Consider the following 14498-nt stretch of genomic DNA (forward strand, 5'->3'; position numbering starts at 1 on the left):
CGATAAGTAACTTAGTTACTATCGGGTTTTTTTATAACGTGCTTGATTTAATGTGCTTGTTCCCAGTTTTCACCATAATCGGCTTCAACAATAAGTGGAACGTCTAACGATACCGCCTCAGACATCAAGGAGCAGATCACGGCACTAAACTCATCAACCTTATCTGTGGCAACTTCAAACACCAGTTCATCGTGTACTTGCATTAATAATTGAACATCATCTGTTGATTGTGTTTGTAGCCAATTATGTACATCTAGCATTGCTTTTTTAATGATGTCTGCTGCAGTACCTTGCATGGGTGCATTTATCGCAGCACGCTCCGCGGCTTTTCGACGTGCTCCATTGCGCGCATTAATATCAGGCAAGTGCAAGCGGCGGCCAAATAGGGTTTCTACATACCCTTTATCTGCGGCTTCCTCACGTGTACGTTCCATATATTCAAGCACACCAGGGAATCGTTCAAAATACTTATCCATATAATGCTGTGCTTCATGGCGTGGAATATCAAGCTGGCGAGCCAAGCCAAATGCACTCATTCCATAAATTAAACCGAAATTCACTGCTTTAGCTTTCCGGCGCATATCAGCTGTGACGTCTTCCAACTCAACTGAAAACACTTCTGATGCTGTGGCACTGTGCACATCTTTTCCTTGCTCAAAAGCGCTCAATAACCCCTTGTCTTGTGACAAGTGAGCCATAATTCGTAATTCAATTTGGCTGTAATCGGCTGCTAAAATAACCTTATTAGAGTCGGTAATAAATGCTTGCCTAATACGACGACCAGACTCGGTTCTAATAGGAATATTCTGCAAATTTGGATCACTTGAGCTGAGACGCCCCGTTGCAGTTACCGCTTGGTGATAAGATGTATGAACACGGCCAGTATCCGAGTTCACCAATTTAGGCAATTTATCTGTATAAGTTGACTTTAACTTCGCTAGCCCTCGATGTTCAATAATTAACTTTGGAAGCGGGTAATCATGTGCTAATTCTTGTAATACTTCTTCAGCCGTCGAAGGTGCCCCTTTGGGAGTTTTCTTAATTATTGGTAACCCTTGCTTTTCAAAGAGAATTGCTTGCAGTTGCTTAGGAGAACTTAAATTGAACTCTTCACCTGCGAGTTCAAAAGCCGATTTTTCAATATCGGTTAATCGCTCTGCAATTTCAACACTCTGGCGTGCCAACATATCACTATTAATACTAACACCTGTGCGCTCAACCTCTGATAGTACCTTCAGCAAAGGTAACTCAATGTCATTAAACACAGATAGCAACGATGCGTGTTCTTCCAGTAATGGCCATAAATGTAAGTGTAAGCGTAAAGTAATATCAGCATCTTCCGCAGCATAAGGTGCGGCTTTTTCCAACTCAATTTGGTTAAACGTGAGTTGTGATTTGCCTTTGCCCGCAATCTCTTCAAAACTAATATTTTTGTGGCCTAGATACTTTAATGCCAGAGAATCCATATCATGGCGCGTGCCAACACTATTAAGTACATAAGACTCAAGCATAGTATCAAATGCAATCCCATTTAATACTAAGCCAGCACGTGCTAGCACGCTTTTATCGTATTTGAGATTCTGACCTACTTTTTTGATTGAGTGATCAGCAAGAACTTTCCCCATTTTTTCAAACACGAGAGATTTGTCTAACTGCTCTGGAGCCCCCATATAATCATGCGCAATAGGCAAGTAAGCAGCTTCACCAGGTTCTACCGCAAAACTCATCCCAACTAAATCAGCTTGCATGTAATCTAAACTGGTTGTTTCTGTATCAAAAGCAATTAAATCAGCATTTTCTAACTTTTTTAACCACGTATCTAACTGCGCTTGGGTCAAAATAGTTTCATAGTTTGCTTCTACAGTCGGTACTGTCGGTTCTGATACTGCTTGATTTACTTTTGCCGCTTCATTGCCATCTAATAAATCAGCAAGCCAGCGTTTAAACTCACACTCCGCAAAGAGCTCAATAAGCCTATCTTTATTTGTTTCAGTAACAGCAAACGTATCTAAGTCTTGCTCGACTTCAACGTCTAACTTGATTGTAGCCAACTCATAAGACAACTCTAGTTGAGATTTGTGCTCTTCCAATTTTTTCGCCATTGTCTTCGAACCGCGAAAACCTAAGCCGGCAATCTTGTCTAAATTAGCGTATAAGTTGTCAATGGCCCCTAAGCCCTGCAACATGGCTAATGCCGTTTTTTCTCCAACACCAGGGACCCCTGGAATATTGTCTACTTTATCTCCCATGAGCGCCAAATAATCGATAATGAGTTCAGGTGCAACACCAAACTTATCAACCACACCTTGAGGATCTAAGATCGTATCCGTCATGGTATTAATTAACGTGACATGTTTATCAACAAGTTGAGCCATATCTTTATCGCCAGTGCTAATTAGCACTGCACGCTCTTGCTCTGATGCGATCTTCGCAAATGTACCAATAACATCGTCAGCTTCAACACCACTAATACAAACGAGCGGCAAACCCATTGCCTTAATAATCTCGTGAATAGGCTCTATTTGTGTGCGTAAGTCATCGGGCATTGGTGGACGATTCGCTTTATATTCGCTGTACATTTCATTTCTAAATGTCGGCCCTTTCGCATCGAATACCACCACCATATGGCTTGGTTTGTATTGTTTCAATAAGCTCTTAAGCATATTGATAACACCGTAAATAGCACCTGTGGCCTCCCCTTTTGAGTTTGTTAAATGTGGAGGCGAATGATACGCACGGAAAAGATAAGAAGAACCATCAACCAAGATCAAAGGATTTTCTGGGATCTGAGACATAATAAGGGGGATCCTAAATGAGCTTCAATAAAAACATCGTAAGCATGCCATACGACTAACCATAAGACGAGGAGTATTACACAGGTAAATGTACTCTAATTAGGGGAACAATCTGTGGATAAGTTTGTAGATAAACACAGAAAATCGCAGCTGACATAAAGATAAATGCCCTCGGAATAGTTTAAATGTCTGATATTTATAAAAAAATCTATGTTATTTTTTAATATATTAAAATTAAGAAATGTGGAAAAACATTTTTACGCTGCAAAAATATTAGAACACTCCGTTCAAAAATCAAGCTACTATTTTCGAGCGGGAGGGTATACTACCATAAACGATCTAAGATCACAGAAGATCCTTTATAATATTTTTGCTAGTCGCTACACTACTCCAAGTATATAGCCTTTAATACTTGACTAAACGAGAACATTTCATGAAAAAAATTGCGATCATCTTAAGTGGTTGTGGCGTCTTCGATGGTGCTGAAATCCACGAAACTGTACTGACAATGCTACATATAGAACAACTAGGTGCCGAGTATGAATGTTTTGCACCTAATTTAAACCAGCACCACGTCATCAATCACCTCAATGGGGAAACACAACAGGGCTCACGTAACATCCTAATTGAAGCAGCGCGCATAGCACGTGGCAATATTCATGATCTCGCGACATTAAATGCCTCACACTTTGATGCGCTCGTAGTACCTGGAGGTTTTGGTGTTGCTAAAAACCTCAGTGACTTTGCTTTCTCGGGCGCGAACTCTACAATATTAGATATTTTTAAAGCAGCCTGCCAAGAATTTAGTCAACAAAATAAGCCCATTGCCTATTTATGTATTGCCCCAGCACTAATTGGTCATATTCATCCACAAGGGACGCTCACAACCATCGGTAACGATCCTGACACTGCACTCGCAACAGAGCAACTTGGAGCCAAGCACGTTGACTGTGCAGCCAACGATATTGTTATTGACCTACAACAAAAAGTCATATGCACACCCGCTTACATGTTGGCTAATTCAATCTCCGAAGCCTCAGAGGGGATTGCAAAAGCCATAACGCAACTTATTGATATGGCATAACGCATTGCGTAAATTCAATAGCATGAATCACCTGCTTCTTTGCGACAACGCAAGAAAATAACCTTTTTGTGATGATATAAGTAAGTTTACGTTTTATAAATGAGTAGGTGACGTTATAATTGCTAAAAATTCCGTCATCTATCGTGATTGATCACGTCACAACCGAAGTGGGCAAGACAAATGAAAAAACTTTCAGCGGCTCTTTTATTGCTATCTACAGCGGCAATAGCGCAACCTTACGACAATGCTTTGACTGAAGAGGCAATTAAAAAACGTTTAGCACCTGTAGGCTCTGTTTATTTAGCTGGTGCGGCGCCTGCTGAAGTAATCCCTAGCGGCCCTCGCTCTGGTGAGCAAGTATATCAAGCATCATGTTTTGCTTGTCATGGCACTGGTGCACTAGGTGCGCCTAAAACGCCAGACGACTGGACTACCCGTTTAGCCAAAGGTCGTGAGGTATTAATTGATCATGCAATTAATGGCTTCAATGCTATGCCACCACGCGGGACTTGCATGGATTGCTCTGATGATGAAATTACAGCAGCGATCGACTTTATGACAGCAAAGTAACGCCCATTTGCCGAAGAACGTCAGATCTTCGGCAAAACTCTGAATAAGCGACCCCCTTTCGTATTTATCATAAAGATTGGCTTGACCCCTGTTGATAAAAATGAAAATATACGATTAATAATTGTTCAAATAATAATAATTTTGGGTTAAATCATTGGAAGATCCCGCAGCTCTACTGCGCAAGACCATTCGAAGAAATAAAAAACTCGAGGTCCTGTTAAAAAAACACAAACAAAACAATCACTTACAGCACGCTCTTATTTTATTATCTGAGCAAGCAAGTACGGTTGCAGAGCTGACATTGTTGTACCCCGCAATTCATGACATTTTAGTCCAACACCTTCCCTGTAAAAGTTTTTATGTTGTTTTACAAAATCAGTTTTCCCAAGAGCTTGAATTATCTTATTTCGTAGATGAAAAAGATGGCATCGCAGTCCCTCTCCATGAAGCACATCATTTTTCTGATGGGATCACAGGCCATGTTTTCCGTACAGGAAAAACCCTCTACCTGACGCAGTCTCAAATGACAGAGCAAGCTCGTGATGGGGTATTCAGAGCACTAGGCAGTCCAGCAGAACATTGGGTTGGTGTGCCAATTTATCGTGACAAGACGATTATCGGCGTCATGGTCTCGCAAAGTTATCAAAAAGACCAGCACTACACCGAACAACAAATTGAACTACTTGAAGTTATGTCTCTTTATTTAGCAACCGCTATTGAACGAGTGAAAAAGCGAGAGCTATTAGAGTCCGAAGTAAAAATTCGTACGCGTGCTTTAATGCAAAGTAATGACGCATTGAATAAAGAAATCGAGCAAAGAAAACGCGCTTTAGAACGCCAACAAATCCTCTTTAAAATATCTGAGCTTGCAACACAGTTTAATGATATAGACGACGTATATCAGCAAGTTCATGACATTATTCGTTCTATTACCTTTGCTGATAACTTATTCATCGCCCTTTATGACAAAAATACCGGATGGTTAAGCTTCCCATATTGTGTTGACGAAGTATCACATTACAAACCTCGACCATTTGCAAAAGGCTACAGTGAACTGGTAATAAGTACCGAGCAAAGCCAACTAATTGATATTGAAAGAGCCAAAACCTTAATTGATAGTAGTATTGTGGTTAGAACTCGTCATTATCACCAGCAAAGACTCGCTACCAGTTGGATGGGAGCCCCATTAAAAACAGCACATGGCGTGATTGGTTTAATTGCTTGTCAGGCATATGATCATAAGTATGAATTTAACCACGATGATATTGAACTTATTTCATTTGTTTCCAATCAAATTGCATCCGTACTACAAACTCATTTGGCTAATCAAGCGCTCAAAGCAAGTCACTTGCAATTAGAGCACCGTGTTGCAGAAAAAACCAAAGCCTTACAGCAAAGTAATTTACATTTACAAATGCAAATTGATGAGCGAAAAAAAATAGAGCAACAGCTATACCACGACGCGCACCACGATGCATTAACCAGCTTACCCAATCGCAGTTTATTCTTAACACAACTAGAAAAAACCTTGCAAAAGTTCCAGCGTCACCCTGAGCATAATTTCGCTGTATTATTTATCGATCTTGATAAATTTAAATTGATCAATGACGAACTTGGTCACCAAGCCGGTGATCAGTTTTTGATTTGGGTCGCACAAGCATTTTTAGAGTGCATTCGAGAACACGACTTATTGGCAAGGTTAGCGGGTGATGAATTTGTTATTTTATTAGATCACTTAAGTGATCGCCAGCAAGCGGAAGACGTTGCAAAGCGTATCATTAAGGTTATGCAACAACCTTTCTGTATGAAAGGTGTATGTATGCAGAGTGGGGCAAGCATTGGTATTACATACAGTAATAAACATTACCAAAATACTGACGAAATTATTCGCGATGCTGACGCCGCTATGTACTATGCTAAAAATGCAGGTCGTGGTCGGTATGAATTTTATCATCCATTATTAACCGCTGCGACTGGCAACCATAAAACGGCAGAGTATCACCATTTGAGTGCATTACCGAGCCATTTTAGAGGGACTGATATAATTGACTTAAGTCTCTCAAATAATGATATTTCTATGCTTGAAGCTTTTGGTGAACACCCTGTATTAGGCAGTACCAGTTTTGATATATTAAAAAAGTTTGCAGCGGAAAAAGCAGAGCATGTGGATATTGAACTATTGCTGCTTACTCAAGCATTAGAGCTTGCTCGTGATACCAAACAAGATGTACTTTTTGCGTGCTCTACTATTTTATTGGATCAACAAGTCTTTGCTCAGCTATGCCAACGACTGGCACAACATACCCATTCTTTATGCCTCATATTTGATGAAACTGAAATTCGTTATGCCTCCAATCAGCAACAAGACAACCTCTGCGAGTTAACTCATTTAGGTTACATCATCGGGATCAATGATTTTGCCAAAGATCGGTGTGATCTCACTTTATTAAGCCAAATCAATTTCACCTATGTTTTACTTAGCTCGACCTTTAGTAAAAGGGTTCTCCAGCAAACCAGTTATGAAGCACAATTAAAGGGGATCCTTGCCGTGACACAATTGCAAAATATGCAGGTAATTGCAAAAGGACCCGCCATACTAAACTTCAGAAGTTTACTTGAAAGTCATGGTTTAACTCGCTTTTTTGGTAAGCAACATCATATTGAAAAAGCCGCTATTGATGTGCGACAAACACCACCAATACCGACTGAATCAGAGACACTAACGTTTTAGCATCGCACGTAAATTAGCAACCTTAGCTTGACCTTGTTCCATCCGCTCGTTTTGCGAAGCCACGGTTTTTTTCTTACCTTCATAGTGTAAATCATCTTGTGGCAGCTCGAGTACGAAGCGACTTAATTCCGGTGTTGAAACATCCCCAAATTGCCGACGATTCTTTGCATAAGTGAGCGTTAATGTTTCTTGCGCACGCGTGATCCCCACGTAGGCCAAACGTCTTTCTTCTTCAACATTTTCTTCATCGATACTGGTCTGATGCGGTAGAAACCCTTCTTCCATACCCACCATAAACACATGGGGGTATTCGAGACCCTTTGATGCGTGTAAAGTTAATAACTGCACAGCATCACTGTCATCTTCTTCTTCATTACGTTCCAACATATCTCGTAATGTCAATTTGCTCACAACTTCAGGTAAAGTCATAGGTGGATTATCAGCATCCCCTGTCAGCATGTCAGTGATCCATTTATAGAGTTCAGAGACATTTTTCATACGCATCTCGGCGGCTTTGGCACTCGGTGAAGACTCATACAAATAGGCTTCATAGTTGATCTCACGTACCATGTCTTTAACCGCCTCTAAGGTATCACCACGGACAGCCCTATCTGACAATTCCACAACCCAACGCGCAAACCCCATTAATGCATTGTATCCGCGTCCCGCCAAGCGATGTGTAAGCTCTTGTTCAAAACACGCTGCAAAGAGTCCAATATGGCGTTCATTCGCTAGACTGCCTAATTTCTCTAAGGTCACCGGCCCTATTTCTCTGCGTGGTGTATTGACCACACGTAAAAATGCATTATCGTCATCCTGATTAACCAATAACCTAAGATACGCCATAATATCTTTTATCTCACTACGTGAGAAAAATGACATACCACCACTTATTTTATAAGGGATCCTGTTACTCATCAGTGATTTTTCAAACACCCGCGCTTGATGATTTCCACGATACAATATTGCATAGTCACGATAACTTGTTCGCTTCATAAACTTATGAGAAATAATTTCAGCAACAACCCTTTCTGCTTCATGCTCCTCATCTCTGGTCGCAATCACACGAATGGGTTCTCCCATATCAAGTTCGCTGAATAATTTTTTATCAAACTCATGGGGGTTATTCGCAATCAAAATATTTGCTGCTTTTAAAACACGTTTCACACTACGGTAATTTTGCTCAAGCTTGATCAATCGTAATCCAGGATAGTCTTTCGATAACAACACTAGATTTTGGGGTTTAGCACCTCGCCATGAATAAATAGATTGATCATCATCGCCTACCACAGTAAACCGAGCTCGTTCACCTACTAACAACTTTACTAATTGATATTGACTAGTATTGGTATCTTGATATTCATCAACCAGTAAGTAGCGAAAACGACTCTGCCATCGCTCTCTTACCGTCGAGTTTTGCCCCAATAATAATGTTGGGATCATGATTAAATCATCGAAATCTAGCGCATTATAGGCACGTAATTGAATTTGATATCGCGCATATAGCTGAGCAAAGAGCGCTTTTTGCGGTTCCCGGGCTTCTTGTATTGCCCGTTGTGGTAAGATGAGTTCGTTCTTCCAATTACCAATCTGCATTTTAAGCAAATTCAATAAATCTTTATCTTTTTCTAACTCTTTCTCTGTTAGCTCACTCAATAGTTGGTTCGTGTCTTGATCATCCAATAATGAGAAGCCCGGCTTATAGCCTAACGTTTTAAGCTCTTTTTTTATCACTTCTAAGCCAAGTGTGTGGAACGTAGAGACCCATAATCCTTTTGATTCTTTTTTACCCAATGTTTGCAGTACCCGCTCACGCATTTCCTTAGCGGCTTTATTCGTAAATGTCACAGCGGCTATATTTTTTGCCTGATACTCACACTCTTGTACTAAATAGGCTATTTTATTCGTAATAACACGTGTTTTCCCAGAGCCTGCCCCCGCCAAGACCAAGCATGGTCCACTAATATACTTTACTGCTTCATCTTGTTTTGGGTTCAGTTTCATTACTGTGCTTATTTAAATACGATTAATAGTCATATTTTAACGTAAAGCGTCTCATGCGCCTAGCCACCAATTAATTCACGAAGGTGATAAAATGAGCTATGTGCCCTTTCTATAATTAACCTCAGGTTTGGATAAGGGTTTTAGCATAGAAAATGTTTTGAAAACAAATTTACGTACAATCCAATGATGATATTTTGTTCAATATCAAGGCGCTTTTATGCAGTAATAGCGGGCTATTACAAATGAAAGCAACGCCGAGAGTGAGAAAAATAGCTTTATTGGGCAAATTCGCTTGGCCTGAGCTGAGGTTAATTAAACCAATCAACAAAAGAGCCGCTTACTTAACGAGGCAAGCGATATTATTCTTGGTGTTTCTTTTCTTTATCGTAAAGTACACCCTACACTTCTCTTTGCTATGTTGTTTTACGAACATTTGCTAATATGCGTACAAGCAACTTTTTATAGGCCAAAAAGATGATCAATCCAACAAAAATTGAAGAAATTGCCAAACAAATATCGAGTAACATGCCTCAAGGCGTTAAAAATCTGGCAGATACGTTCGAATCAAAAACGAAGCAAGCTATCCAAAATAAACTTGCTGAGATGGACTTTGTCAGTAGAGAAGAGTTTGATATTCAGAGTAAAGTACTCATCAGAACACGTGAAAAGCTCGCCGAATTAGAAGCTAAAGTCGCTGAAATAGAAGCACAACTAGACAGCGACAAACACGCAGAATAAATTAATTTGCGTAACGTTCCTTTACTTGTGTAACAGCCAGAGCATATTGGCTATTTATTTGCTCTGGTTTCCCAGCTCTGGCATTTAATTCATGCAATAATCCATCTGCTAGTCCATACACCCAACCATGAATCGTTAAACTTTGCCCTCTGCGCCAAGCATCTTGAACAATGTTGGTTTGACAAACATTACGAACTTGATCAATAACATTAAGCTCGCATAATGCGTCACACTGCTTATCTTGCGCAATATTATCAATAATATGTTGATGCTTTTCTTTTATATCTGAGACATGACGCAGCCAGTTATCAATAAGTCCAAAACGCGCTTCATCCAATACCGCTTGTACACCACCACAGCCATAATGGCCGACTACCATAATGTGTTTTACTTTTAGTACTTCAACTGCATACTGCATGACCGACAAGCAATTGTGATCAGTATGTACCACCACATTTGCAACGTTACGGTGCACAAAAAGCTCACCTGGCATTAAATCAACAATTTCATTCGCCGGTACACGAGAATCGGAACACCCGATCCATAAATATTCAGGTTCTTGTTGACCAAGTAACTTTTTGAAAAAATCAGGATCTCGCGCTTGTTCGCGCTCTGCCCATTGTTGGTTATTATCTAATAAGTGTTCGAGCGTACACATCGCAGGAGTCCTCTATTTTCGGGTAGCGTGTATTAATATGTTCCTTGGTGTGAGCTGCTTTTCACAAAACTCACTAAGAGTGACATCATACCCAGCTGATTGTAAATATAAACCCCTATCGAGGACCAACCAGATCTCCAATGCCCGTCGAAAAACATGTCGTACCAGCTCAATTCTATCTGTTATACGTTTGCGTTTTTGGCCTTGAAGTAAATATTCATCATAATTAACTTCGGCTGGTAAGTTAATATTTTTTTGCATTGCAGCCCATTGGCAAAAATCGGAAAACTCTCCTGAGAATATGCTTTTATTTACCGAGGGAACACTTATATATACCTCTGAATCAGTACATTCTCGGCGTAATGCATCAAACCCCAAACGCCACGTCACTTCTTTACGTCTAACGACGGCTATCCGATCTGGTGCGGTGACCGTTTCTTGTAATGCTAATTTCATATCACTGTGGCTTAAAGTTAATTTACTGTGTTTTACTTCCTCACTCATTGGTTGATATGTTGGCTCAGTAAATAAATGGTAACAACACGGTGATAAGCTAATTTTTTGACAGTGCCCAGCTGCTGCACGACGTATGAAGGTCTGATGCAGTGCACCACATGCATGTAATGCTATTGCATGCTGCTGCGCTTTAAAATACGGCACCGTATTGTCGGTTAAGACATTTGCGCAGCTAAAGGTGACATTAAGTGCTTGTTGCTTGGCACTGTGGATACCTTGTTCACATAGCCCAGCTTGTAACTCAATAGCATGTACTTCGGGCGCACCTAAATGTGCCATGAGTCTTCCCAAGTGCCCTTTGCCCGCACACCACTCCAATACAGGTAATTGCTGTTCAGGCACATGGCTCACGAAATCTTGTAACTGAATTAATTTACGACCTTTTATCCCATTGCTTAACCAAAAAGGCACGCTTTCTCGGGGCCTTTCCGTGTACGGTAATGCTGTTAATGAAGCAAGCTCACTCAGGTGTGGAATATACTCAGAAAACACATCATATAAACGATTTTGATCAGCATCTAATACCGCCACTTCACTATCATCCAAGCTTAATAAAAAATGATTTAGCTCATCTGTAAATGGTAGTGTTAAATAATCAAATGCGACACGTTGCCAGTAATCTCGTGTGTTGGATAAGCACGTATCGAGTTGTTGAAATTGATTAAGCAAAGACATGAATACATACATTTCAAAATAAAACGCTATTCTAGCGTGTTTTTATCATGATAGGATAATTGTTGTATGCGATATTTTCGTTTATGAAATAACATCAAATAACCGTACATGGGTATTGATAGTAAGGTCAAGACACAAGCTAACACTAACATCCAAGACCATGATGAGTCGGTAGTATCATGCTTATGTTGATATAAAAAAGTGGATTTAATCTTCCGCCACTGAGACAAATCCAAGTTGTATAATTGTGCGATCCATTGCCAACGTGTTTCAGACATGCTGCCAATAGCGCCTCCGGAATGAGTAATATAAGTCGCAAGCTCATCCGCTTCAAAGCTCAGCTGCTCTTTGGTTTTATGCCGCGCATACTTCTCATGGATCACCTCTATGCTGTGCTGCATATTCAGTAATGCATAGCGCCACCCTTTTAAACTCGCCTGCTTAAACTTCTCAACCGTCTCGGGCTTATGGGCCAGCATATTTTCACTGGTAAAAAGAATATCGCCATACACATTCAGCCCATATTGCTTAGGACAAATTTGTCGTGTCTTAACGCCTTCCTGCAGCATTTTATACGGCTCGTTCGTAACGTAAACCTGAATTGCATCAAACATTCCCCGCTTGAAATCCTCTAATGGATTTAATCCTGCGTATAATGGCAAATCTGAAATGTTAATACCGACACGCTCGAGCATTACAGTAAGCTCTGCACTTTCCTCTTTTCCTAGGTGACTGACCTTTTTCCCTAAGAAGTCTTCCGGTTTATATATATTACTACTCTCTTTTACCATCCAGCAGTAAGGTGATGACTGAAATATAGCAGCTAACGCAACCAATGGTTTACCATCCATTTTGGCCTTTAACACGCCTGAATGAGTAACGCCAAACTGAGCCTGACCTGAAAGCACTTTAAAATGTGTATCTGGGTTACTAGGGTTGGCTGGTAAAATGGTCACTTTCAACCCCGCCTCTTTATAAAACCCCTGCTCCGCTGCCATATAATACCCAGCAAACTGAAATTGATGGGTCCACTTCAGCTGCAGAACAACAGGCTCAAGTCCGTTAGCACCTGATGTCCAAAAAAAAATAATAAACGACAAAGTAAACCAAACTTTCGCCATACATCTTTTACTCTTCCCAATAAACTCGAAGTTTAACTATAGAAAAGCAAAGCTTTTTTGCAAATTACCCGACCTTACGTGCTTCTTCCACCGAAGCTTGAAGATATTGGCTAAAACACGGGTTATTCGTCTCATCTTGATACAAGTAGCCAAGTTGAGAGAGGTGTTTATCAAACTGCTCATATGCATTCGGTGCAATATCAAAAGCAGCCAGTACATTACCCTCCGCGGCACCATGGTTTCTATAATGAAACAAGGTGATATTCCAATTCGCTCCCAATGTATCTAAAAAACGAGCCAATGCACCAGGGTACTCAGGAAATTCGAAACGCAATAAACGCTCTTGCAATAACACAGGCGGCTTGCCACCAACCATGTAACGTATATGCAGCTTAGCAAGTTCATTATCTGACAAATCTTCTAATGCATAACCTTTCTTTTCAAGCCGCCCTTTAAGATCGTCTAATTCAATTTGTCCACCGCGTAATCCAACACCAACAAAAATTTGCGCTTCTCCTTCACCGGCATACCGATAGTTAAACTCAGTGATAGCACGACCCTCTAGATCATGACAAAACTGTTTGAAGCTGCCTTTTTCTTCAGCAATAGTCACCCCAAATAACGCTTCATTTTTAGCGCCTAATGCGGTTCTTTCTGCAATATATCGTAATCTGTCAAAATTCAAATTCGCGCCAGATAAAACAGCTGCTAAGGTTAGCCCTGCACGATTACTTTGCTCGCTCCATTTTTTTATGCCGGCGACGGACAATGCACCCGAAGGCTCAGCTATTGCGCGTGTCGCAATAAAGATATCTTGTACCGCGGCACAAATCTCATCAGCACTCACAGTGATAACTTCATCACAAAACTGTTGTGCCAATCGAAATGTTTCGGTGCCGATCAGTTTCACCGCCACACCATCGGCAAAACTCCCCACCTCCGATAAAGTCACTGGCTTACCTGCCTCCAAAGCGGCTTTTAAGCATGCACTTTCCTGCGCTTCAACTCCAATGACTTTAATATCAGGGCGTAACGACTTGATGTATACCGCCATACCTGCCAACAGGCCGCCGCCGCCAACCGGAATAAATACCGCATCTAATTCATTTAATTGCTGCATTAACTCTCGCGCAACAGTGCCTTGCCCTACAATCACATCTTTATCATCAAAAGGGGGAACAAATACCGCTTGTTCTTGTTCTGTTAGCATGTGCGCATGCGTTTGAGCTTCATCAAAATTATGACCATGTAACACCACTTTCGCACCTAAATTACGTACTGCATTGACCTTAATCTCAGGAGTCGTCACTGGCATCACAATACACGCTTGATGTCCAAGGTGTGCGGCACTTAATGCAACACCTTGGGCATGATTCCCAGCAGATGCTGTAACCACCTGACTACCTAGAGGTAATTGCTGTAATTTGTGATATGCACCACGTAATTTAAAAGAGTATACCGGTTGTTGGTCTTCACGCTTGAGCCAGATTTTTTGCCCCAAACGTTCTGAGAGTGCACTCATTTCACTTAATTCAGTCACCTTGACTAGTGGAGACATATCAGCTTGAATAATAGCGCGAAAATAATCTAGCTCTTGTGAAACCAT

Annotated in this window: 10 protein-coding genes; 4 read left to right on the forward strand and 6 right to left on the reverse strand. The window is 40.8% G+C overall.

The annotated features are described in order from the left end of the window. Positions 1 to 47 precede the first annotated feature (47 nt). Positions 48 to 2795 (reverse strand): DNA polymerase I, encoded by a 2748-nt coding sequence (polA, locus tag J8M01_RS01805; protein WP_211056800.1) that lies wholly within the window; start codon positions 2793 to 2795, stop codon positions 48 to 50. 433 nt (positions 2796 to 3228) lie between these two features. Between polA and elbB the strand changes: the two genes are divergently transcribed. The 3 genes from elbB (at position 3229) to J8M01_RS01820 (ending at position 7180) form a co-directional block, all read left to right on the forward strand. Next, positions 3229 to 3879, forward strand: coding sequence for an isoprenoid biosynthesis glyoxalase ElbB (gene elbB, locus J8M01_RS01810; RefSeq protein ID WP_211056801.1), 651 nt, complete (start codon positions 3229 to 3231; stop codon positions 3877 to 3879). Positions 3880 to 4059: 180 nt separating this feature from the next. Then, the gene (locus J8M01_RS01815; protein WP_210995772.1) at positions 4060 to 4449 is read left to right on the forward strand and encodes a cytochrome c5 family protein; all 390 of its coding nucleotides are present in this window, start codon (positions 4060 to 4062) and stop codon (positions 4447 to 4449) included. A 154-nt stretch (positions 4450 to 4603) separates the two neighbouring features. Beyond that, entirely contained in the window at positions 4604 to 7180 is a 2577-nt protein-coding gene (locus J8M01_RS01820) for a diguanylate cyclase (protein WP_192508924.1), read from the forward strand. On the opposite strand, the gene rep is transcribed toward J8M01_RS01820, so the two are convergent. Beyond that, complete coding sequence (gene rep / locus J8M01_RS01825; RefSeq protein ID WP_211056802.1) at positions 7169 to 9184, reverse strand: DNA helicase Rep; 2016 nt, start codon at positions 9182 to 9184, stop codon at positions 7169 to 7171. The genes J8M01_RS01820 and rep overlap by 12 nt on opposite strands. 474 nt (positions 9185 to 9658) lie before the next feature. On the opposite strand from rep, the gene J8M01_RS01830 reads away from it, so the two are divergent. After that, positions 9659 to 9922, forward strand: a complete 264-nt coding sequence (locus tag J8M01_RS01830) for an accessory factor UbiK family protein (RefSeq protein WP_211056803.1) — start codon at positions 9659 to 9661, stop codon at positions 9920 to 9922. 1 nt (position 9923) lies between these two features. Here the strand turns inward: J8M01_RS01830 and can are convergent, their stop codons facing one another. From can to ilvA, 4 genes are all read right to left on the reverse strand, one after another. Then, positions 9924 to 10580, reverse strand: a complete 657-nt coding sequence (gene can / locus J8M01_RS01835; RefSeq protein ID WP_211056804.1) for a carbonate dehydratase — start codon at positions 10578 to 10580, stop codon at positions 9924 to 9926. A gap of 12 nt (positions 10581 to 10592) precedes the next feature. Continuing rightward, on the reverse strand, positions 10593 to 11771 hold the full coding sequence (locus J8M01_RS01840) for a methyltransferase (protein ID WP_192508928.1): 1179 nt from the start codon (positions 11769 to 11771) through the stop codon (positions 10593 to 10595). Between the two features lie 26 nt (positions 11772 to 11797). Beyond that, positions 11798 to 12892: an ABC transporter substrate-binding protein gene (locus tag J8M01_RS01845; protein WP_211048736.1), complete on the reverse strand. Its 1095-nt coding sequence runs from the start codon at positions 12890 to 12892 to the stop codon at positions 11798 to 11800. Between the two features lie 64 nt (positions 12893 to 12956). Continuing rightward, positions 12957 to 14498: a threonine ammonia-lyase, biosynthetic gene (gene ilvA / locus J8M01_RS01850; RefSeq protein WP_192508930.1), complete on the reverse strand. Its 1542-nt coding sequence runs from the start codon at positions 14496 to 14498 to the stop codon at positions 12957 to 12959.

The sequence above is a fragment of the Pseudoalteromonas sp. MMG005 genome, from assembly GCF_018101015.1.
GTDB lineage: Bacteria > Pseudomonadota > Gammaproteobacteria > Enterobacterales > Alteromonadaceae > Pseudoalteromonas > Pseudoalteromonas aurantia.